Here is a 22,024-nt window from a genome sequence, read left to right as displayed (position 1 = left end):
AAACGCTCCGGTACTAGCATAATATTCGCACGATCCGAGTATCCGGCTGTTCGATGCCAACGACTGCCTTAATCGATAGCGTCGAGCCGGCCGAGATTGAACTGTGGTTTGCCGATAACGGGTTCCGCATCCACAGCCTCAATAGGGCCACATTATCGGCATCGCCGGCGCCGGCCCTGGAGCCTCGCGACTGCAGAAGCCGCGTCTGCGTGGTGTACGAAAGGACATGGATCAGATCGATTCAGGGATCAAATCGCTAAGGTGCGCCAGCCCCTCGTGAGGCCTCGAGCAGAGACGACACGTAGGGCCAACCGGGCAGACGCCCGCTTCGAAGTCCGTTATTGTCCCAAAATGTGTAATGCCTACGAACAACACGTCCGCTGGGTGGAATACTGCCAGATGATGCAGACACTGGAGGTGGGCGCAGAGGATACATTTGCGATCGGCCATTCGACCTACCGACCGCGCGAAACGAACTGTGCTCCCGATGATTTCCCCCATCTCAGCAAAGTCTAGTCGCCGATTGCAGCAATTCAGGCAGCAACCTTGAGCAAATACGGAATATCCTCTGTGGGCGCAAATGCCTCGATCTGGGGCCGGCCGAACAGATAACCCTGCATGACGTTGATACCCATGCCCTGCAACACCTTCATCTCGGCCTCGGTCTCGATGCCCTCGGCGAGCACGATGATACCAAGCTCCTCGGCCATCGCCGCAATGGCTCTAACAATCGCTCGGGACGGTGCAGACTGATCAACGCCCCGCAACAATTCCATATCGATCTTGATCAGGTCCGGCTGAAACTTAACCAGCAGCCCGAGCCCGGCGTAACCGGCGCCGAAATCATCCAGAGCCGTGAGGAAGCCCATTCGTTTGTACTCGGACACGATGTTTCGAACATGTTCCGTGTCAATGATGTGCTCGTTCTCCGTAAACTCGAACATCAACCGCTTCGGGTCAAAATGAACACGAGCTGACGCAGCCAGCGTCGCCCGGATGCAGGCGCGCGGCTCGTAAACGGCATTGGGCATGAAGTTGATCGAAAGACGTGCCTTGGACGCCCGGGGCAGCATTTCGCCCGCCAGCTCGATAGCCTTGACCCGGCAAGCCTGATCGAACGTGTAGCGATTGGCTTCTGTAACCTGCTCTAAAACGGCACCGGCCCCCTCGCCATTTATGCCACGAACTAAGGCTTCGTAGCCCCAGACTGTGCTGTTCTCTAGATCTACGATTGGTTGAAACGCCATCGTGAAGGCGATTGGGAAAGGCTCAGCAGTTCGGCAGCCGTCACAGCCGATCGAGGAGGGCATGATCATAATCCATGTTCAGCAATTTCTGCGACGCTGGGCAACCATTGCATTTACGAATTAATGGTCGATGAAGTGGAGAGAGCATCGCTATTTCTGCTGGCCATGCCGTGCAAACCAAGGTTGCGTTGGGATCTCCATCAATTCTGACCCTGTGAGAGACGCGAGATCAAGGCACCAAGGACCTGGTTCCTTGCGGAATTGTTAGAACCCTGAGCCCCATTTTCGAGGACACGAATTCTCGGACAACCGCATGACGGCTCTCAATACAGCTGTTCCACCGATGAGACGATCCGCCCAAATTCGCGGGCTGCCGCCCGTTAAATCACCCACGCAGAAGCACTGACCCGGCATCAGTGATGAGCGACTGAAATTGCTTCATCACATCGGGACTTGCCGGGCTGTAGACCATCATGTTCAGATCTGCTCGGCCTTCGACCGCGAAGTTTGAGAACTCAAGCTCGATTGTTCCCAAGACTGGGTGGTGAAGGCGCTTGATGCCTTCGCGTGACCCAGTGATCGCGTTCTCGGCCCACATCGCCTTGAACTCTGGGCTGCTGGCTGAGAGTTCGTCCACCAACTTGCGGATTTCCACTCCGGCTCCGGCGCGCGCAGCATCAGCCCGGAAGGCGCCGACGACGTACCGCGCGACGTTGCGCCAGTCGTCCTGCGCGGCGCGTACGCGCACGTCAGAGAACATCATACGAAGGATGTTACGCTGCCCTTTCGGCAGCTTGGCATAGTCGGTTAGGATTATGGTAGCGGCCTTGTTCCATGCCACAACCTCCCATGTGGCGGTCCTGATGATGGCAGGACTGAGGGGCATGGAATCGAGCACGTGCTGCAGTCGCGGTGTGATGGCTTCTTGCTGGTGATAACGCGGTTCTGGGGGATGCCCGAAGGCCAGAATATGCAAGTGGTCACGCTCGGGCTCGGTCAGCATTAGCCCCTTTGCTATGCGATCGAGCACGTGGGCGGACGGTGCCCCGCCTCGTCCCTGTTCGAGCCAAGTATACCAGGTCGGGCTTATGTTGGCGCGCTGAGCGACTTCTTCACGGCGAAGGCCCGGCGTACGCCGGCGCCCGGGCTGTAACCCGAAGGTGACCGGATCGAGGCGCATGCGCCGGTCGCGCAGGAATGTACCGAGGCCATTGTTGGAGCTGTGCTCGTTCATGCGACCCTATTGGCAATTATACTGGGATAAAGTCACTACTTTAACAGGACAACACTCCATGAGATCGGTGGATACGTCAATGGAGATGTTACATGCGGGTTTTTCTGACAGGTGCCACAGGGTTCATTGGATCCCATATTCTCCCCCTACTGCTGGCCACTGGCCATGAAGTGATCGGCCTCACGCGCTCTGACGCCGGGGCGAGGAAACTGGCGAGTGTCGGAGCATCCGCGCATATCGGAACGCTGGAAGATCCTTCTGGATTGGCGAAGGGCGCTGAAAATGCCGACGCGGTTATTCACACGGCCTTTGACCATGACTTCTCCAATTTTGTTGCCAATTGCGAAAAGGACCGCCGTGTCATTGCTGCGCTCGGATCCGTGCTAAAGGGATCTGATCGGCCTTTGCTCATCACATCAGGTGTCGGCATCGGCGATCCGCGCAACGGCGAACCTGCCCGCGAGGATGTATTCGACACTCATCATTTCAATCCACGCATAGCCTCGGAAGTAGCCGGTCAGCAACAGCTCGAGCAGGGCGTCAATCTCGGCGTCGTTCGGCTTCCGCAGGTGCACGATACGGTCAAACAAGGTCTCATTTCGCCCTATATCCAGATGGCTCGCGAGAAGGGCGTGGTCGCCTATATCGACCAAGGGGCTAATCGCTGGGCCGCCTGCCATGTGAACGACGTGGCGAGGCTCTACGTTCTGGCGATCGATCGCGCCGAGTCCGGCGCCCACTATCACGCTGTGGCGGAAGAGGGCGTTGCCGCACGCGACATCGCCGAGGTCGTTGCCAAGGGGCTCGGAGTGCCCGCCATCTCAGTCCCGAAAGAGCAGGCCGAAGGCCATTTCGGCTGGTTCGCGATGTTTGCTGCTGCGGACATCATAGCTTCCAGCAGTCAGACGCGGCAGAAACTGGCTTGGGCGCCCAAGGGGCCGGGGTTGCTCGACGACCTCAGAGACATGGATTACGCTGCGACCTAGACTGGGGCGAACGCCCAAAAGGCACTCAGCCTAGTAGTCCTCCCATGCTCTCAAATGCCTTAGATTAGCTCGCTTGAAAGCCGCCGTCAGACCAACTGAACGGCAGTTGTCGGGTGACAGTGGACACTCTGAACGGCCGACTTGGGGTCGAAGTGGCCGAATCGCACTACTACTTACCCCGGTTCCAGCTCGCTTATATGCGAACCTACGGGCGGCTGTTTCCGCCCTTCAAATCTAACCCTTCGGCACGTTCGCAGCCTCAAGGGCGGGAGTGATCCCAGCCTCGTCATCAGGCAAGGAAACATATCCTTGAGCCATCAGCCAATCTCGGACGATGACATTGACTGCATCATCATAGGACATTTTGCCGTTGGGCGGTTCATCCCGGTCGGCAATAAACTGCTCGACGCCGTCGAGCAGTTCCTCGTCCAGCTTCACCGATGTCATGTGGACTTCGACCCCTCGCTCTTTGATACAGGTGGCGCCTTGCCGTTATGAGCATAGCTGTTCGGGCCGATGTCGGGCTTCTTCGGCGTCTTGGTGCCGCCCGGCTGAGGGATCAGGTCATAATTTTCCTCGGTGGCTGGGTGGGGATCCGCGACCTCGTTGTTGCCGGCGGTGTTCTCGCCCGTGGGCAGGCCTTCGCGGGTCATTTCTTGCCCAACTTTTGTTCAACCTTGTTGCGGCTATTGCCAGCGGATCTAATGGAATCCTTGACCTCGGTTTTAGACGCGCCCGTCTTGCCAGCTTCGTATTTGACTTCATGGTCTTGGCCGCCGGCGACCCTAGCGCGATCCTGCTTGGTATTGGACATATCGGTCCTCCTAGAAATTCACATGCATTCCTAACGCGGACCGGAATCGTTGGTTCATTATCCTTGCGGGCGAGTCGGAACGGAATCGCGCGATCGGGATTGAGTCGCCGATGTACCCGAGTGAGCCATGGAGGCCGTAGAGGCCCGACCCCGCAAGAAGCGGCAACGCCGCAGGGACTCAGAATCTACCCCTCGCTATCCCCTCCCCACATTCAGACCGTTCCAGCTTTGCACGCTTAGCGACACCATCCCGACCGGCGACAACTGGCTGTTTGAGATGAAGTTCGACGGCTATCGCGCCCAGATCGCCATCTCGGGCTCGCAGGTTCGAGTTTATACGCGCAACGGCCACGATTGGACCCACCAGTTCGAGGTCATCCTCCGCCCGTTCCAGACCTTGACCACAGGCTCCTTGCTGCTCGACGGGGAGATCGTGGCCATCGACAAAGCGGGCCGGACTAATTTCTCGATGTTGAAGAGCGGCATCGGCGCCGGCGTCCCGCTCAAATTCTACGCCTTCGACATCTTCGAGAAGAACGGTGACGACCTGGTCGCACTGCCGCTCATCCAGCGCAAAGCCATCCTCGAAGAGCTGATCGGCGGGCGTGACGGCGACGATAGCCTGCAATATTCCCACCATGTCGTCGGCAATGGCAAGGCGGTGTTCAACGCCATGTGCGCCGGCGGCCATGAGGGCCTCATAGCCAAGAGGGCGGACATCCGTCACATCGGGGATCGCACGACAGGCTGGCTCAAGATCAAATGCACCAAGCGCCAAGAGTTTGTCATCGGCGGCTGGCGCCCGAGCGACACCGGACGCGGCATGGCTTCGTTGCTCCTGGGCACTTACGAGAAGGGCCAGTTCGTCTATCGCGGGCGTGTCGGCACCGGCTTCAGCGACGCCACGCGTGGCAGTATCCTTAAGAAGATGGAGTCCATGCGGATCGAGAAGCCCGCCTTCGCTACCGTGCCACGCTATCGCCCGCAAGGCCCAGTGGGTTCGTCCGGAGTTAGTGGCCGAGATCAAATATGCGGAGATCACCCCCGATGGATCGCTGCGCCACGCCAGCTTCCAAGGCATGCGCGCGGACAAGAAGGCGAGCCAGGTCGTGCTCGAGGTGCCGGTCGACAATTTCAGCGCCACATTGAATCCGGCGGTCGGAGCCGAGGTCGCCTCGGCGCTAGGCGTCAAGCTGTCCCACCCGGACAAGGTCGTGTATCCTGGCACCCAGATCACCAAGGCACATTTGGTGGCCTACTACCCCGCCGTGGCCGAAAGGATGTTGCCGCACCTGAAGGACCGCCCCCTATCGCTTGTGCGCGATACCGACAACGACTTAGCGAAGACCTTCTTCCAGAAGCACGCGCTGCCTGGAATGCCAAAGACGCTGAAGTCCGGTCACCTTACCAAGCTCAAGGGCACCGAGAGCCGCATCCTGTGGATCGAGGACCTGGCCGGCCTGATTGGCGGCGCGCAGATGAACACATTAGAGTTCCACGTCTGGGGCTCCGATCGTCATCACCCCGACCTGCCGGAGCGCATGGTGTTCGACATCGATCCGGACGAAGGCCTGGACTTCGGTGACGTCAAGCAGGCCGCCACCGACATCCGGGATATCCTAGGGGCGATCGGCCTGCAGTCATGGCCGCTGCTCTCCGGCGGCAAAGGCATCCACGTGGTGGTGCCGCTCGTGCCAGAAGCGGACTGGACTGCCGTCAAATCGTTCTGCCAGAACTTCGCCGAGCTACTGGCCCGAACTGAGCCGCACCGCTTCGTAGCAAACATGAGCAAGGCCAAGCGCAAAGGGCGCATGTTCCTCGATTATTTGCGAAACGGCCAGGGATCAACCGCAGTCTGCCCATGGTCGACGCGGGCCAGAGCCGGCGGGACCGTAGCCGTGCCCGTGACCTGGGACCAATTGCAGACCATCGACCGCGCAAACGCATTCGACATCTTCTTGGCCGCCGAACACGCTCAGGGACCTGACGCTTGGGAAGGCTATTTCGAAACGGAGCAAACGCTGAATCTGCGCATTCAGGATGTCGTCAGGAACCACTGAGGTCCGCTCGATGAAGATCGCCACCTACAACGTCAACGGCATCAATGGCCGACTTCCGGTCCTGCTGCGCGGCTGCAAGAGGCCCAGCCCGACATTGTCTGCCTTCAAGAACTGAAGTCGCCCGACGAACGCTTCCCAATCGCGGCGATCGAAGACGCTGGCTACGGCGCCCTCTGGCACGGGCAGAAGAGTTGGAACGGTGTGGCGATCCTGGCCCGCGGCACCACTCCGGTCGAAACGCGGCGCGGTTTGCCGGGCGATCCTGACGACCTCCATAGCCGCTACCTCGAAGCGGCAGTCGAGGGCATCATCATCGGGTGTCTTTATCTGCCAAATGGCAATCCCGCTCCGGGTCCAAAATTCGACTACAAACTCAAGTGGTTCGAGCGGTTCACCGCCCATGCAGCTGAGTTGCTGCAAAGCGGCCTGCCGGTCGCGCTGGTGGGCGACTACAACGTGATGCCAACCGATCTCGACGTCTACAAACCGGAGCGATGGGCCGACGACGCCTTGTTTCGTCCCGAGGTAAGGGGCGCCTATCGTAAGGTTCTCAACCAAGGCTGGACGGATGCCTTGCGGGCGATGCATCCCAGCGAGCGAATCTATACGTTCTGGGATTATTTCCGACACGCATATGGCCGCGATGCTGGCCTGCGCATCGATCACCTTCTGCTGTCGCTTGATTTGGCCAAGCGCTTGGTCGAGGCCGGGGTGGATCGCCATGTTCGAGGATGGGAGAAATCCAGCGATCACGCGCCAACCTGGATACGGCTTAAGTGACGCCATTGTACACGCCGGATCGTCGCTACATCGTGGTCAACGGTCGGCTCTGGCGCGCTACCAATCCCAACTTGTCGGAAACGGAGCGCGATCGTCTGGTTCAGGACCTGATGAACGCCCGGCGCCGAGTACGCTTGAAAGACCCGGCTGCCAAAGCGCAAGCTCGCGGCGACCTTGACAGGGCCAAGCATGCCCTGGGAGAACGGGGACCTGTATGGTGGACTGACGGCGCAGCCGATTACAACCGAAGGCTGGCAAAGAACACGCACTATGCGGACTGGTTCGGCGACATCTCAACATTTTCCGTGGGCGGCGGCCACGAGGGAACGGCTGGCTCCCCACTTCGTTCTTGTTCAAGCCCGGAGGACTGATATGGCTGCGCGCGCAATATGGTCTGGTGTGATCAAGATTTCCGAAATTGTCTGCCCGGTCAAAATGTACACCGCGGCGACGACGTCCGAGCGGATTTCCCTCAACCTAGTCAACCGCCAGACCGGTCACCGGCTGCGGCGGGTCTATGTAGACGAGAAAACCGACAAGCCGGTCGAGGCTGAAGACCAGGTCAAGGGTTATGAAACAAGCGGCGGCAAATACGTCGTGCTAGAGCCCGAAGAGATCAAAGCGGCAGTGCCCAATAGCGACAAGGTGCTCAACGTCGACAACTTCGTCGCCTGCGGCCGCATCGACCCGACCTATTTCGATAAGCCCTACTATCTCCTGCCAGCTACGGATGCGACGGAGGATAGCTTCGTCCTAATCCGCGAGGCACTGCGCCAGAAAAAGGCGGCTGCCATTGCCCATACCGTGCTATTTCGGCGCTTACGGCCGGTGCTGATCCGTGCGCACCGGAAGGGCCTCATCGCGACGACGTTGAATTTTGACTATGAGGTGCGATCCTCTCGAGAGGTGTTCGATGACATCACTCAGCGCAAGATTGATGCGGAGATGCTCGAGCTGGCTCAGCACATTCTCAAGACCAAGTCGGGCGAATTCGAGCCCGAGAAGTTCGACGATCGCTATGAGGAAGCGCTTGCTGAACTGGTAAAGGCCAAGATCGAAGGCCGAAAGATCATTCCGATCCGCCAGCCCGAGCCGACCAAGCCCAACGACTTGCTGGAAGCGCTACGTCTCAGTGCGGCCGGCAAAGAGCAGATTCCCGAGAAGCCAACTGCCAAGAAAGCCGGCGCCGCGAAGAAGACAGACGATTCTCCGGCCAAGCGCCGCAAGGCCAGTTAGCGGCTCTTTTTGACGGGCTCGGCCTTGTTCTCAAGGCTCTTCTTCAGGGCTGCCATCAGGTCAATGACATTGCTTTGCGGCTCAAGATCAACCTCTGGTTCGTCCTTGGCTTTCGCCTTCCGCTTGGTCGCCTTCTTGGACTTGATGATTTCGAGAAGGCGATCCTGAACGGGATCCTTCACCATCGAATCCGACCACGCCACCGTGCGGTCCTCGATGATCTGGCCGACCATGTCGAGCATCTTGGTGTCGGGTTTGGCGCCCTTGACGCTCTTGAAATACTCGTCCTCATCGCGGACCTCGTCGCCGTAGCGCAGGGTCCAGAGCACAATACCCTTGTCCCAGGGCTGCAGCATGACAGCGCGCTCGCGGCCGCCGATCACCAGCCGTGAAATGCCGACCACGTCGCTGTTGGTCATGGCTTCGCGAATGACGGTGAAGGCCTCTTCGCCGACGTCATCGGCCGGCACGACGAAATAGGGGCTGTCATAATAGACCCACTCAATTGTGTCCGCGTCCACGAAGGAGTCGATATCGATCGTTCGGGCACTTTCTAGCTGGACGGAGTCGAGCTCTTCTTGCTCGAGGATGACATAATCATCCTCGCCCTTTGGGTAAGCTTTGACCTGGTCGTCGTCTTCGACGGTCTTGCCCGACACGCCATCAATGTAGCGGGTGTAGATGCGATCACCGGTTTTGCGATTGAGGGTGTGGAACCGAAGCTTCTCCCCCTCCGTGGTCGCCGGGGTCAGCGTCACCTGGCAATTAACCAGCGACAGCTTGAGATAGCCTCTCCAATAGGGTCGAACAGCCATGAGCGCCTCCTAGACGACGGGGAAACGTTAGAGATGCCCGCTCGTTCCGGAGCATCGTTATGGTCGAAGCAATCCCGCCATTAGGCACTTTGGTCACTCGATAGGTCGCGCCTGATAAAAGTAGATGACGCATAGGCCAGTTCCGCTGGCTGGCGGGCCTGCCGAAGGCATCCATGCTTGCACCTCTAAAAGTGAATCGCACGAACCCGGCATTCGCGATAACTGTCCGCCCTGGAACAAACTCGCTGGCGGCCCATTTCACCGTTGAATTCTGTTGAGAACAAATGTCAGAAAAATACCTGTCAGCCATTTTGCGCTGGCGGCAATATGCCGGGCCAGTGGACACGTGGAACACCGCAGCAGTGTCTACAATCTTGTTCGGTTGCCAACGCTGGATCGAAATCGAGGGTTCGACGGCGGATCAAGCTACCCGCGAACAAGTTTTGGCTATCCAGAGCGAGTTGGAGGCGTGGAAAGCTGAGTGGAATAGAGAGGGGCCAAAACCTGCGTCCTAGTCTAGGCGTTCGACAGTATGTACCCTTGCACCAGTGGAACCCGTCTAGCCTCTTCAGGATTATGGTGGTGATGCAGCGCGCGTCAACCGGACATGGCGGCAGGGGAAACAGTGCGATTTTTCCGGTCTCTCGCACTGGCCAACGAAACGGCAGACGAGTCCATACCCCGCCCGCGCTACATCACCCTAATATGCAAGGCACCAGTGGCGACCCACGGGTTAGCGTAGTGGTCCGTCGCGTTTGAACTCATCCCAGCCCTAGCAGTTTCGGGTTGGGGGACTCGCTGCAATTGCTGTCCGATTCAGCCGTCCTTGAGGCAGACGGGCGCGTATCTCTAGAAGAAGTCCTTTGGCTCGGACCGACGATCCAAGCGTCGCCGCCGACGGAAGCATCCATTCCTCAATCAGCTTGGCCGTTTCACTCTTTTTTGCGGAGATGACATAGGTCCACTATTAGGCGTGTCACTCGCGGCTTCAACAAGCACCGCAGTACCCCTGTTTTGAGCGACGCCAACGTTCCCAAGGCCCCATCCCCAACTCCTGCGCGACGTGAGGACCAACGCGCCGCGCCCAGCGGCCAAATGTGCCGAAAGGAGGTGCTCCGGATGCGTCCATTGCGGGAGGCCGAAATCCGATGTCTTGCGAAGCCCCCTCTTGACCCGTCAACGTAGCCGATGACACTTCACCTGTCCCAGTTTACTCCTGGTCGTTGTGGCGATCCTTAGTTTGAAGAACATTCTGGAAAGTTCGGAAAAAGGCATGATTTGCATTTCCGTCGCCGTTGTTTGCCAAGCGAAGGAGCCGAATGGGAAAGGCAATCGCATTGCGCTGGGCGGGATCCAACTGCTCGGTCGTGCGCGGGGCTTTTCAACGGGCGACCGTTTCGCAATGTTCTTCGACCCGCCTGGCGAACTCGAAGTTGTCGAAGGCATGCCCGAGGGCGGCAAGATCCAGCAACTCGAGGGCGTGCCCTCGGCCTTCACGCCCGACTATGCGCCTGAAGAAATGTATGAGATCGCGGCCAAGCTCTACCAAGCCTCGCGCTGACATGTCAGCGTCGGAAGCGTGCCCCGCCTCCGACGCGCTCGTCTAAACCATGTCCTCTGTCGCCATGCCATCGCGGCATATCGTGGAGCGCGTCATATATGCGCCATGGGATCACCACCGCCCCCATCGCAGCATGTTCTGCCCTTGATTTACCCTTGGAAAAGCAACCCGCGCCCGGTTCGCGGGTTTGGACCCACATCATTCCTGGAGGCTTCCATGTCTGACCAAGTCCAAGAACCAGAAGATTTCCCAATCCAGCCACAGACCCCACCGGGCCTAACCGGTCGAATGCGGCCCATCCCCGATCACGGCGAAGACAGCTATGTGGGCACCGGCAAGTTAATGGGCAAAGTCGCGCTCATTACCGGCGGTGACAGCGGCATTGGCAGGGCGGTCGCCATCGCGTTCGCCCGCGAGGGTGCCGACATCGTGCTGTCCTATCTCAACGAGGAGGACGACGCCCAGTCAACGGCAGCTCTTATTGAACTGGCTGGCCGCAAAGCCGTCGTCGTCCCAGGCGACATAACGAGCGAGCAGCACTGCCAGACACTCGTGCAAACTGCGGTACAGGAACTGGGCGGCCTAGACATCCTCGTCAACAATGCAGCGTTCCAGCGGACCTATGCAGATATCGCCGACATCACGGTAGAGGATTGGGACGCGACCATGAAAACAAACGTCTATGCACCGTTCTTCTTGGCAAAGGCCGCGTCCCCCCACCTCAAGTCGGGCAGCTGCATCATCAACACCACGTCCATCCAGTCGAAGTCGCCGTCACCCGAACTCCTGGCTTATGCGACAACTAAAGGTGCGATCTCGAACTTCACCGCCGGCTTGGCACAGATGCTTGGCAATAGAGGAATACGTGTCAACGCGGTCGCACCCGGACCAATCTGGACGCCGCTCATCCCCTCGACCATGTCCCCAGAGAAAGTGAGCACTTTCGGTCAAAATACACCGTTGGGAAGGGTGGGGCAGCCGGCAGAATTGGCGGGGGCTTATGTCTTGCTCGCTTCCAACGCCGGCAGCTACATGACTGGTTCAATTATCTCGGTCACCGGCGGCGAGCCCATGCTGTGACAGCCGTCTCTTACATTCCTTCGCGATAACGGACTGACTATCGCACTCCTGGCGGTATTCTTGTTCTGCCTGGGCGGAATGGTCGGGTCAGGCTGGATCGAAGAAAACCTGACCTTGCAATCCCACGGCGCACCTTCGAAAAGTCTCTTAAGCTACGTCTCCAGTCCGTCTTTCCAGTCGGCCCTCTTTGAAAATTGGGAGAGCGAATTTCTGCAGATGTCGGCCTATGTGATCATGACCGCCTTTCTGTTCCAGCGAGGTTCCTCTGAATCCAAAGATCCAGATGGGGGACAATGCCGAAGACGCTGATCCTGGCAAGCGGTTGGGCCCTGATGCCCCCTGGCCGGCAAGAGCCGGTGGAATACTGTCGGCAATTTACTCCAACTCCCTGGGGCTTGCCCTGCTGGTGGTGTTTTTCGCATCGTTCGTGATGCATTGGACCCAAAGCGCCGCCGCGTCCAACGCCGACGCTCTCCTGCACGGTTTGCCTACCCAAACCACGCTGCAGTATCTCGGTGATCCACAACTTTGGTTCGAGTCGTTTCAAAACTGGCAATCGGAATTTCTGTCCACGGCGGTCCTCGTGGTCATGTCCATCGTGCTTTGCCAGCGGGGGTCTCCCGAATCCAAGGCCGTGGCTGATCCGCACGCCAAAACTGGCCACTAAGGCACCGCACTTAAACTGCGGCCAGCCGCAATTCGCGGCCATACCAACGAGACAAATCGTCCAATCCCAACTGATTAGCGGAACAGGCAAGCGCGTTTGTCGTTGCCTGCCGACGACATGCACTCCAAATCAAGGTGACCACGTGCCTTTCATCATTATCCTCCGCTTTGTCTTCAGTCTCCTGTCATTGTGTATCTTGGGAGTGGCCGCCTACCTTTTATGGAATTGGTACCATGGCGACCTTGTCCGCCAATCCGATGGAGATTTGGTCCGTGTCCGAACGGATTGGTTTTTATGGCTTGGGGGCGCCCTGCTCTGCTTGTCTTTCCTCGGCCGCACTATCCTGGCCCCGTTTCTAGCAAAGAAGGACACTGATCCCACCGCGCCGATACGCAGCGCCGGGGTGACGGTCCCGGGCGCCACCGGCTCGCAACTTTATGTCGAGCGTCTTGGAGCCCCCGATGCTCCAGTGATCATTCTCACGCATGGTTGGGCCATGGACAGCACAATCTGGTTCTACGCGAAACGGGATCTGGCACGGCGATTTCAAGTGATTTGCTGGGACCTTCCCGGAATGGGAAAATCCAGGCCAGCCACCGCCTCAGCAATCGGGCTTTCCGAGTTCGCTCAGGACCTACGCAGCGTGATCGAACTCGCTGGCGATCGTAAGGTTGTCCTGGTCGGCCACAGCATCGGCGGGATGACCATCCAGACCCTGGCTCGCGATGAACCTGAATACTTCAATCGTCGGGTTGCCGGCACAGTTCTGGTGAACACCACTTACACCAACCCGCTCAAAACCATGATCCTAAGCGGCCTTGCTCAAGCGATCCGATGGCCCGTGCTGGAGCCTATCATGCGGCTGGGAATTCTGCTGCAACCGCTTGTCTGGCTCAGTGCTTGGCAAAGCTATCTCAGTGGTAGCGCCCATGTCGCGAACCGCATCGGTTTCGGGAAGTACGTCACTCATAGCCAGCTCAATCATACTACCTTGCTCTCCACGCGGAACTCGCCCGGCAATATCAACCGCGGCAATTTGGCAATGTTCCGTTGGGATGCGACCAATGCCATGGCGAAAATTACGACGCCGGTGCTCGTCCTGGCCGGCTCCATCGACATCGTAACCAAGCCGGAGGCCGGCCAGCGGATCGCACTAGACCATGCGGGCACAATCTACACCGCTATCGCCGGGGTCAACCATATGGGCTTTCTCGAACTGGCGCCTGTATACAATCGTGCCATTGAGGATTTTGCGGACTCGGTGCAGCCGGTCAAATTTTAAACTGCGCAATGATCTCCCCCTGTCGGAACGGTATAGTTCGGCGGGCGTTCCAGCTGGCTTGTTGATAGCAAAGTCACGTCGGTGCAGGCGATCCTGCCCATGGAGGCGTCATGGCCGACCCACTAGAGCGCACGACTTCCTTACCTGTCTTCGTTCGGGCGACGGACCGAGGAAACCCGCTTGTGACGGCCAGCATCATTATGGTGGCCGTGGTTATCCTCTACCTTGGCGCCGGTATCCTAGTTCCATTAGTTTTGGCGGTCCTGTTGGCCTTCGCGCTCGCTCCGCTGATCAGGCGACTTCGCCGGCTGCACATACCTCATATCCTTGCGGTCCTTCTGGCCGTGGCCCTCGCCGCCGCCGTACTGTCCACAATCGCGTATGTGGTAGCCAGCCAACTGATTAAATTGGCCTCGGATTTGCCAAGCTACCAATCCACCGTCACGGCTAAAACCCAAGCATTGCAGCACTCATTGGGTGGTGGCGCCTTTGTCGAGAGCCTTACGGGTGCTCTTGATCGTCTTAGTGGTCAATTCGCCGGAGCCGTGACGGCTGGTACCGCCCCGCCTATGCCGGTGACGATCACCAACGGGGGTGCCGGCCCACTTGGCATCGTGCAATCCGTCCTGGGGTCGGTATTGGGACCGTTGGCGACCGCTGCGATCGTCCTGGTGTTCTTGATCTTTCTGCTGCTCGAGCGTGAGGACTTGCGCGACCGCTTCCTTAAGCTGGTCAGCCGTGGCGATTTGCGGACCAGCACAAAGGTTATGAACGAGGCTGCGGCCCGCGTCAGTCGCTATCTCCTGGTGCAGTTCTGCGTCAACCTCAGCTACGGGACCATCTTCGGCATGGGCTTGTCGATTATTGGCGTTCCCAATGCTATTCTGTGGGGTCTGCTCGCGGCGATGTTTCGCTATATCCCGTTTGTCGGGACGATCATCGCCGCGTCCATTCCCTTTACGCTTGCCTTTGCCGTCGACCCGGGATGGTCGATGTTGTTGTCTTCAGTGGCCCTATATGTTGCGCTCGAGCTTGTCATCACCAATGCCATCGAGCCGCGGCTCTATGGCTCCAGCACGGGGTTGTCGGCAATTGCGGTACTTATTGCCGCCATGTTCTGGGCGACGATGTGGGGCCCGATCGGCCTTATTTTGTCCACGCCGATCACGGTTTGCCTCGTGGTGCTCGGACGCTACGTGCCCCAGTTGGCGTTCTTCGAAACGCTTCTCGGCAGTGAGCCGGTGCTAAGCCCTCCCGAGCGGTTTTATCAACGTCTGGTGGCAGGCAATGTCGAGGAGGCGATCGGGCTTGCCGACGAATTTATCGCCGTGCACGACGCTCCAGGTTTCTACGAAGCGATTGCCATGCCGGCGTTGCGGCTTGCGGAAACCGATCTTTCTCTGGACGTCGTCGATCTTTCACACCGTCGCAACGTCGTCGACAGCATGATGGCAGTGATAAACGACATCGACATTGATCAGGACCCTGAGGCAGCCTCATTGCCCCCCCGGGTCTTTTGTATCGGCGGGCGAACAGAATTGGACGAAGCCGCCGCACAAATCCTGTCGCGTCTCCTGCTGGCGGCTGGTCACCCCGCCAAGGCGCTTGCGCCATTGACGATACGACAGGAGAGTATCGGACAGCTGGCACTCGCCGGTATCGAGGTGGTCTGTCTGTGCTATGTCGGGGACAATCCGCGCAGCTATGCGCGCTTTGTGGCAAAGCGCCTGCTGCGTCAGCACCCCGAACTGGCTGTTATCGCGTGCGTTCTCGGTGATGGCCCCACGGCTAACCCGGAGCACGCCGACTGGGGCACCAAAGGGGTCGTCTATACCCTCAAGGACGCCGTCGCCTCTATTAGAAAGTCGCTTGAACCCGGTGTCCTTCCCAGCGGGAACACGGCGCTCGAGGAGCCGATCGACGAGGCCTCATTGGTGCGCTTGCGTCGCCTTGCGCAGTCTGATGGTCCGCTATCGGACATGCTAGGGGAGATCGCCAAGGCGAGCGGCATGCCTGTTGCAATCATGGAGATAGCTGATGCAGTCTCGCCGACGGCTGTCGTGCCCGCCGGCAGCGACCCGCGACGCGTCAGCGCTCCAAGCCAGCAGGTCTTCGAAACCAACAAGGCCGTTATTGTGCCCAATGTCGCGGTCGACCCGCTCTTTGGGAATGACCCTTACCTCCTCGAAAACGGCGTCCGGTTTTTCGCTGGGGTCCCGCTTCTCGGTCCCGATGGCGAAGCCATCGGTTCACTGGCCCTGCTTGACCACGAACCGCGCGAATTCACCGATGCGGATCGCGAACGGCTGGAGCTACAGGCGCTGAGGCTGATGGTGAAGTTAGGCCGCTCAGATAAGGTGCCGGATACCGCCAGCTTGGCTTAGCAATTTAGGCGAGGCGACGCGGTTCCCCCGCACCTGCATGAAGCCCTTCCAACGAAGGTAAGTGACGGCCCAGAACGCGCCTGATTGGCCTCCCCCCATGCTCGAGAGCTCCATGGGCACAACGTGTTGGAACGAGTTTTAATCCTCAGTTGTTTGAGTGCGGGAATGGAGATCTATCATGCAATTCCACCAGTTGGCCGACGTCCACACCAAGTTGCCCCACAATCAGGAAGGCGAGATCGACGCGACCTTCCTGATGATCATTGACCACTTGCCACTCAAAGACACTGCCGACGGGTACAAGAATTTCCACCACAACCAAAACGGGTGGACCAAGTTCGGGCTCGATTCATTCTGACGAGGTGAAAACTGCGAACTCCAATTGAATGGTGCGTCCCCACGGCGCGCCATGCAAACCCTTGGGCCTAGGAGGCTCAAGCCATTGTTATAACACGTCAATTTTCCGGAACTCCCAGCGTTAGTCTGCATTGTGGCATCACACGGCGCTTGTGCGCCCTTGTGATCCAGAGGAGGCGCAAATGAGCGACCAAGGTTCAAACGAAAGCGGTGCCGCCCGTCCCGGCGGTAGTCTCGGTTCAGGGCTTATCCCCGCCGAACTTCAGCAAAAGGCGCAAAACGAATTCGGTGCCGCCAAGGAGACGTTGCAAGACAATCTGGATGCAGTTCGCCAGCATGCAGGCGAGGACGTGCAGAGCCTTAAGGAAGAGGCTAAAAGCCAGATTGGGGCCGCCACCGAAAAAGCCAAGGGGTTTGCCGGCGAGCAGAAGGACATGGCCGCCACCCAGTTGAGTGGCATCGCTAGCGCCATAACCAAAGTAGCCGACGAACTATCACAAACCGACCAGGGCATCGTAGCCGGATATGCCCGCGACCTCGCTGCCGGTGTCGGCAAGTTCGCCGATACCGTGCAGAACAAGGATGTCGATGATTTAATGGGGATGGCGCAGGACTTCGGCCGCAAGCAACCGGTCGCCTTCCTCGGTGCCGCTGCCCTGGCTGGCTTCGTCGCCAGCCGGTTCGCTCTGGCCTCGGCGCATCGTCGCGACACCGCTAAAGATCCGGCCACTACCCCTGCCAACACTGGAGGCAACAATGTCCAGCAGTAACGAAGCACGTCCGCTGTCCGAGTTGATTGGGGGCCTGGCGACCGACATCTCCAATCTGTTCCGAAAGGAAGTCCAACTCGCCAAGGCCGAAGCCTCCGAGAAATTTTCTCAAACTTTGGGCGGTGTGGAGCTGCTGCTCGCCGGCGCCGTGCTGGCGCTCGGTGCTCTCGGTGTCATCCTTACCGCCATAGTTGCGGGCCTGGGCGCCTTCTTCATGGCCCAGGGCATGGGTGAGGCCGGCGCCAATGCTCTTTCGGCGCTAATCGTCGCCGTCGTCGTCGGAATCATCGCGTGGGTTCTGATCTCGCGTGGCCTGGCCGCGCTCAAAGGCGGCAATCTGACATTGAATCGTACTGCCAGCTCGCTCGGGCGCGATGCTGACGTCGTCAAGGAGAGACTGTGATGGCTTACGACAACGAACATAAAACCGCGGCAGAGCTTGAGCGCGAAATCCAGGCACAGCGCAGCCAGGTCGAGAGTAGGATCGACGAAATCCAGGAGCGCTTGTCGCCGGGCCAGCTCGTCGACGAACTTCTATCTTACGGCAAAAATCATGGCGGCGGTGACTTCGTCGCCAATCTTGGCCGCTCGGCCACGAGCAATCCCCTACCGATCGCCTTGGTGGGTATAGGGCTTGCGTGGTTGATGGCCAAACCAGGCAGCGATGCCAAAACCAGTATCGGAAAAGGTGACCAGGCCTGGAACGACAGCATCAATGCGCGCCGCGGATATAACGCTCGCAGCGATTACGACGATACTTATCCAGTGACCACCATTAACGGCTCCAGCCTGCAACGCCTGGGCCGAGTTAGCGATCATGGTCACAGCTATAGTGAGTTTGCCGACGATGCCGGGAAGAAGTTCCGCGCCCTGACCGACGAAACCGGCAAGCGCGCCGGCCATTTTGTCGATGAGGCTGGAAACACCTTCAGCGGCTTCACCGACAGCGCCGGCGAACAGGTCAAGAATTTCCGCGACGAAGCCGGGAATCTCCTCGACGAGGCTACTGGGTGGGCGGCGCATAACTGGCAGAAGGTACAAGAAAAGCTGCACGATGCTCGCGACGCTGTGGGCTCGGGTCGCGACCAGGCTGGCCTGCAGGCTGATCAGCTCACGCAAACCGTATTGACCCAATTCCGCGATCAGCCGCTGGTCGGCGGCGCCTTGGCCTTCGCGATTGGCGCGGCTTTAGGCTCGGCTTTGCCCCATACTCCGCAAGAAGACGCGCTGATGGGGGAAGCCGCGGACGCCGTTAAGGCTAAGGCGGGCACGCAGGCAGCGGACCTCTATGCCCAAGGCAAGGAGCAGGTCGCCGATCTCTATGACAAGGCCTCGGAAAAAGCCGGCGACCTTTACCATGAGGCCAAAGACGGCCTGGTGAGCGCCGTCGATGACAACACCGAGGGCGGTGGCACTGGCCCAAGTGGTTTCACCCAATAGATTGTGCTGGGGAGGATGGTTCGCCATCCTCCCTCTTTGGGGGCGAGCATGAGCGAGACTACATCCCACTCCTATGCCCGGCAGCTAGGCCGCGGGCGCGAAGCCAAGTCTCCCAACGATATACCGGCCAAAGGCTGGAAGGATATCCTGTGGCGACTCTATCGCTCAATCGCTCAAGATCGAGTGATGCTTACGGCGGCAGGTGTGACCTATTATTTAATGCTGGCTCTGGTGCCGACCCTGACGGCGTTCGTCTCCATCTACGGGCTATTCAACAACCGCGCCACGGTGCTCGACCAAGTCGATGTGCTCGTGGGCATCGTCCCAAGCGGCGGGCTAGATATTATCCGTGATCAGCTGACCCGTATCACCAGCGAGAGCGACGGAACGCTCAGCCTCACGCTTTTCTTCTCCCTCGCACTCGCGCTGTGGAGTGCCAGCGCCGGGGTCAAGGCCATGTTTGAGGGGATGAATATCGCCTATCACGAAGATGAAAAGCGGTCCTTCATCCACTACAATCTCCTGGCTTTGGCCTTCACGCTAGGCGGGGCCCTGGCAGCCGTACTGGTTGTAGCCGTCATTCTCATAATGCCGGCAGTGCTGCCGTTACTGCCTGGCAGCAAGGGACTGGAATGGACAATCCGCATAGCGGGATATCTTGCCATGCTGTTCGTAGTAGTGGCCGGCATCGGCGCGCTCTATCGCTGGGGACCGAGCCGGGAAGACGCCCGCTGGCGCTGGATAACCCCCGGAACCGGCCTTGCCGTAGTCGCAACCGGCGTGACCTCGGTGTTGTTCTCCTGGTATGTCGGCAATTTCACCGATTACAATGCCACCTATGGATCGCTGGGCGCCCTGATTGGCCTGCTCACTTGGTTGTGGCTCACGGCGACCACCGTTATCTTCGGCGCCGAGCTAAATTCGGAGATCGAGCACCAGACCGCAAAAGACTCGACCACCGGTTCCGAACTACCGCTCGGGGAGCGGGGAGCTCATATGGCAGATACGGTCGGCAGGGCCTGGCCACCAGCGCGGGATAAGTTAGAGGCTGCCCCCCAGACGATGCAGCGCGAGCATCTCTCTTGGAAAACAATCGCAATTCTTGCCCCTATCGCCCTAGCTGTGGGGCTTGCCGCACGCCGCAGCCGCCGGCGGCAGTCATAGGCCCTCAAGCGTCATGTTCCGCTTCGAGGCTCGAGACCAGTTGGAAGGCTTCGCTCTCGTTGAGCTCGGCGTTCCGTATATTTCTCAACGGCTCGCGGCTGGCATCGTGGAGCCTTCCCCACTGGGAGTCCCATAGCTCGCCGCTCTGCACACCACGCCGATTTCCGTAAAGCCATAAGCTCAAGTGCTGCTTGAGCGGCGGCAAACGCCTCTGGCACGCCGAGATGCTGCTGCTCACCGGCTTCCACGCCGGTCTTTCCGTCCCACCACAACGCGGCTCGCGTCTGCCCATTTTCCCGCTCAAAGCCAACCGTCACCCCGTTGGGCACCTCAGCTTCGATGCTCACCCGTCGGTAACTCCCCTGCATGTCCGTCAATTTTAGACCTCCATGACAGGCCAACGAAAGGGAAGCCGCACTCCGAGAGTTTGACCGTCAGCGTGTATTGCTGATCGATGGCCTCGAGACTACGGGCTGCATGTCGAGATGATCTCTCCAGCGCATGATCGCCAAAGCGAGTTGATGGTCGGTTTCTTGGTATCCGTCCCCTCGTACCGCTGTTGTTGACCTCGCGCCTCCCAACCCAAGGTGCCTAAGACGACGCGTCAGAACTGTCATTGAGCAACAACCATCAGTTTTAGCTTCTTTGGCGGAGGTCTCTTTTCGAACGAGGGCAGTCCTTTGGGCCATTCCAAGTCAAGATCCAGGCGCTTCTCGATTGCTATGACATGTGGATCGCGCAGGATCGCCTTCCCGAGAGCCACATTTCCTTCTGTTGAAACGTGCTCGACCTCCATATATCCGTGCGCCCACAAAGCGGCGTGGAGTTCGCGCAATGGTCTTGGGTCGAAGAAGACAAATGGGGCGTCCTCGCTGAGTTTGCTCTGGATCCCATTACGGTTAAGGGTAGCCTGATACCAGCTCATGCAATGTTCCTCTCGGTTGTACCCGACTACTCATAAGGCCAAGAGACATTTCATCTCATTTCGAGACTGAGCCCGGCGGTGGCTAGGCCCGCTCCATGGCACTAATGGACTTTCTTGTCCTGTCCGGGGGCTGTGTCGGTTTCGTGTCCCTGGTCCTGAGCGTCGGCAGCTTTCTTGACCTGTCCTGGAGCAAAGTCCTTCGCATCGCCATCCTGCTGCCCAGGGGCGGCGTCCTTAGCATCACCCACTTGCTGCCCAGGAGCAAATTCACGGGCGCTGTTACTATTTCCGCCCTCACCGATCTCGTCTTCGATGGCGGCCACCAGATCAGTGTTAATGATGGTGGCAACGCAGGCCTTGGCGATCGAGCCGAGATCGACACCGCAGATGTCAGAGGCGAGTTCCGCCGGCAGACGGACACTGGCCGGGAGGTCATTGACGTCGATGGTGAGTTCAGCGGCGAGGTCTGCCGAGATCTGGGACAGGTCAACCGCGACCGTCGCTCTCTGGCCAAATGCGGCGGTGGATAGGGCCAAGGTGGCGGCAAAGGTGATAACTGATAGTTTGCGCATGTCATTTCTCCTTCTTGAGCCTCAGAACGAAATGATATGCCGCCTGTTCCATCAAGTCATTGAAATAACACATTAAAATAAGATAACATCGACGTTCAGCGCGCCGTAAGCCTGGTCCCAACGCTGATGACTCTAGCGAACAATAGACCCAAATAGCTAGCGCCCCAGACCAACGTCGCTCTCTCGGCTTCTTCAGCTGTAACAGATTGCCAGCAGCCTTGACCTCCAAACGAACGATGGGCAGTCTTAAATCCCACAAAACGGGCCCGATCTGCCGATGAACGTCGTTGCACCTGCTAGAGCTTGAGGTCAACGGCCCGGCTCACGGGCGCCGTTGCCGAAGCCCGAGGGGCACAACAAGAGACACCGTACAGCATAGTAGTGACCGTGTATTGCTGGTCGAAGGCCTCGAAGGTGCCTGTCTGAATTGAGATGATCTCTTCAGCGGGGTTCTGGTCGGACATCGGCAAATTCCAATGCGAATACAAACGGATTGCGAAGAGTCGGCAATCCGCGTGCAGCAATTCTTCGATCAACGGAACTCCCGCATGACTAGACACCCTAGACAAGTGCCGTGTTGGTGGACGCTCGCACGGCAACTCTTCCCTGACCTCCGCCCCAGAGGTCGGGGCCCATTAACTTAACAACGA

At 58.7% G+C, this 22,024-nt stretch carries 21 protein-coding genes and 4 pseudogenes; 16 read left to right on the top strand and 9 right to left on the bottom strand.

Annotated features, from left to right (window positions below):
* Positions 1-533 precede the first annotated feature (533 nt).
* On the bottom strand, positions 534-1,310 hold the full coding sequence (locus ABIB57_RS21675; RefSeq protein ID WP_354043323.1) for an EAL domain-containing protein: 777 nt from the start codon (positions 1,308-1,310) through the stop codon (positions 534-536).
* A 322-nt stretch (positions 1,311-1,632) separates the two neighbouring features.
* Positions 1,633-2,481: a helix-turn-helix transcriptional regulator gene (locus ABIB57_RS21670; protein WP_354043322.1), complete on the bottom strand. Its 849-nt coding sequence runs from the start codon at positions 2,479-2,481 to the stop codon at positions 1,633-1,635.
* Positions 2,482-2,573: 92 nt separating this feature from the next.
* Here ABIB57_RS21670 and ABIB57_RS21665 point away from each other — a divergent pair, with 92 nt between their 5' ends.
* Entirely contained in the window at positions 2,574-3,467 is an 894-nt protein-coding gene (locus ABIB57_RS21665; RefSeq protein ID WP_354043321.1) for an SDR family oxidoreductase, read from the top strand.
* A 234-nt stretch (positions 3,468-3,701) separates the two neighbouring features.
* Here the strand turns inward: ABIB57_RS21665 and ABIB57_RS21660 are convergent, their stop codons facing one another.
* Genes ABIB57_RS21660 through ABIB57_RS21650 form a run of 3 tightly spaced genes read right to left on the bottom strand, consistent with a single transcriptional unit; the run spans position 3,702 to position 4,281 of the window.
* A complete protein-coding gene (locus ABIB57_RS21660) occupies positions 3,702-3,914 on the bottom strand; it encodes a hypothetical protein (RefSeq protein WP_354043320.1) in 213 nt (70 codons plus the stop codon).
* Entirely contained in the window at positions 3,911-4,120 is a 210-nt protein-coding gene (locus ABIB57_RS21655; protein WP_354043319.1) for a hypothetical protein, read from the bottom strand. Before ABIB57_RS21655 ends, ABIB57_RS21660 begins: the two co-directional genes overlap by 4 nt.
* Complete coding sequence (locus ABIB57_RS21650; protein ID WP_354043318.1) at positions 4,117-4,281, bottom strand: DUF3606 domain-containing protein; 165 nt, start codon at positions 4,279-4,281, stop codon at positions 4,117-4,119. The genes ABIB57_RS21655 and ABIB57_RS21650 overlap by 4 nt, the downstream gene beginning before the upstream one ends.
* Before the next feature lie 127 nt (positions 4,282-4,408).
* On the opposite strand from ABIB57_RS21650, the pseudogene ligD (ABIB57_RS21645) reads away from it, so the two are divergent.
* From ligD (ABIB57_RS21645) to ku (ABIB57_RS21625), 5 genes and pseudogenes are all read left to right on the top strand, one after another.
* A pseudogene (gene ligD, locus ABIB57_RS21645) lies at positions 4,409-5,191 on the top strand (non-homologous end-joining DNA ligase); the annotation flags it as partial.
* 103 nt (positions 5,192-5,294) lie between these two features.
* Complete coding sequence (ligD, locus tag ABIB57_RS21640) at positions 5,295-6,341, top strand: non-homologous end-joining DNA ligase (protein ID WP_354043317.1); 1,047 nt, start codon at positions 5,295-5,297, stop codon at positions 6,339-6,341.
* Between the two features lie 10 nt (positions 6,342-6,351).
* Positions 6,352-7,121: pseudogene (gene xth, locus ABIB57_RS21635) on the top strand (exodeoxyribonuclease III).
* A complete protein-coding gene (locus tag ABIB57_RS21630) occupies positions 7,118-7,492 on the top strand; it encodes a hypothetical protein (RefSeq protein ID WP_354043316.1) in 375 nt (124 codons plus the stop codon). The pseudogene xth and the gene ABIB57_RS21630 overlap by 4 nt, the downstream one beginning before the upstream one ends.
* Before the next feature lies 1 nt (position 7,493).
* On the top strand, positions 7,494-8,357 hold the full coding sequence (ku, locus tag ABIB57_RS21625) for a non-homologous end joining protein Ku (RefSeq protein WP_502914447.1): 864 nt from the start codon (positions 7,494-7,496) through the stop codon (positions 8,355-8,357).
* On the opposite strand, the gene ku (ABIB57_RS21620) is transcribed toward ku (ABIB57_RS21625), so the two are convergent.
* On the bottom strand, positions 8,354-9,172 hold the full coding sequence (gene ku / locus ABIB57_RS21620; protein ID WP_354043314.1) for a non-homologous end joining protein Ku: 819 nt from the start codon (positions 9,170-9,172) through the stop codon (positions 8,354-8,356). The two genes, ku (ABIB57_RS21625) and ku (ABIB57_RS21620), sit on opposite strands and share 4 nt — an antisense overlap.
* Positions 9,173-10,577: 1,405 nt before the next feature.
* Here ku (ABIB57_RS21620) and ABIB57_RS21615 point away from each other — a divergent pair.
* The 10 genes and pseudogenes from ABIB57_RS21615 to ABIB57_RS21570 form a co-directional block, all read left to right on the top strand.
* Positions 10,578-10,733, top strand: a pseudogene (locus tag ABIB57_RS21615) (manganese catalase family protein); the annotation flags it as partial.
* A 216-nt stretch (positions 10,734-10,949) separates the two neighbouring features.
* A complete protein-coding gene (locus ABIB57_RS21610; RefSeq protein ID WP_354043313.1) occupies positions 10,950-11,813 on the top strand; it encodes a glucose 1-dehydrogenase in 864 nt (287 codons plus the stop codon).
* A 33-nt stretch (positions 11,814-11,846) separates the two neighbouring features.
* Positions 11,847-12,480, top strand: a pseudogene (locus ABIB57_RS21605) (DUF6766 family protein).
* 142 nt (positions 12,481-12,622) lie between these two features.
* The gene (locus tag ABIB57_RS21600; RefSeq protein WP_354043312.1) at positions 12,623-13,762 is read left to right on the top strand and encodes an alpha/beta fold hydrolase; all 1,140 of its coding nucleotides are present in this window, start codon (positions 12,623-12,625) and stop codon (positions 13,760-13,762) included.
* A gap of 110 nt (positions 13,763-13,872) precedes the next feature.
* Positions 13,873-16,146, top strand: a complete 2,274-nt coding sequence (locus tag ABIB57_RS21595) for an AI-2E family transporter (protein WP_354043311.1) — start codon at positions 13,873-13,875, stop codon at positions 16,144-16,146.
* 178 nt (positions 16,147-16,324) lie between these two features.
* Positions 16,325-16,504 (top strand): hypothetical protein, encoded by a 180-nt coding sequence (locus ABIB57_RS21590; RefSeq protein WP_354043310.1) that lies wholly within the window; start codon positions 16,325-16,327, stop codon positions 16,502-16,504.
* A gap of 181 nt (positions 16,505-16,685) precedes the next feature.
* A complete protein-coding gene (locus ABIB57_RS21585; protein WP_354043309.1) occupies positions 16,686-17,273 on the top strand; it encodes a nutrient deprivation-induced protein in 588 nt (195 codons plus the stop codon).
* Positions 17,260-17,676 (top strand): phage holin family protein, encoded by a 417-nt coding sequence (locus ABIB57_RS21580; protein ID WP_354043308.1) that lies wholly within the window; start codon positions 17,260-17,262, stop codon positions 17,674-17,676. The genes ABIB57_RS21585 and ABIB57_RS21580 overlap by 14 nt, the downstream gene beginning before the upstream one ends.
* The gene (locus tag ABIB57_RS21575) at positions 17,676-18,713 is read left to right on the top strand and encodes a DUF3618 domain-containing protein (protein ID WP_354043307.1); all 1,038 of its coding nucleotides are present in this window, start codon (positions 17,676-17,678) and stop codon (positions 18,711-18,713) included. Before ABIB57_RS21580 ends, ABIB57_RS21575 begins: the two co-directional genes overlap by 1 nt.
* A 48-nt stretch (positions 18,714-18,761) precedes the next feature.
* On the top strand, positions 18,762-19,877 hold the full coding sequence (locus tag ABIB57_RS21570; protein WP_354043306.1) for a YihY/virulence factor BrkB family protein: 1,116 nt from the start codon (positions 18,762-18,764) through the stop codon (positions 19,875-19,877).
* A gap of 613 nt (positions 19,878-20,490) precedes the next feature.
* On the opposite strand, the gene ABIB57_RS21565 is transcribed toward ABIB57_RS21570, so the two are convergent.
* From ABIB57_RS21565 to ABIB57_RS21555, 3 genes are all read right to left on the bottom strand, one after another.
* Positions 20,491-20,802 carry a hypothetical protein gene (locus ABIB57_RS21565; RefSeq protein WP_354043305.1) on the bottom strand — a complete coding sequence of 104 codons (312 nt, stop codon included), beginning with the start codon at positions 20,800-20,802 and terminating at the stop codon, positions 20,491-20,493.
* 101 nt (positions 20,803-20,903) lie between these two features.
* Positions 20,904-21,374 (bottom strand): hypothetical protein, encoded by a 471-nt coding sequence (locus ABIB57_RS21560; protein ID WP_354043304.1) that lies wholly within the window; start codon positions 21,372-21,374, stop codon positions 20,904-20,906.
* A gap of 296 nt (positions 21,375-21,670) precedes the next feature.
* Positions 21,671-21,910, bottom strand: coding sequence for a hypothetical protein (locus ABIB57_RS21555; RefSeq protein WP_354043303.1), 240 nt, complete (start codon positions 21,908-21,910; stop codon positions 21,671-21,673).
* Between the last annotated feature and the right edge of the window lie 114 nt (positions 21,911-22,024).

The organism is Devosia sp. UYZn731 (assembly GCF_040546795.1).
In the GTDB taxonomy this organism is placed as follows: domain Bacteria; phylum Pseudomonadota; class Alphaproteobacteria; order Rhizobiales; family Devosiaceae; genus Devosia.
This window is presented reverse-complemented; position numbering and strand designations above follow the sequence as displayed.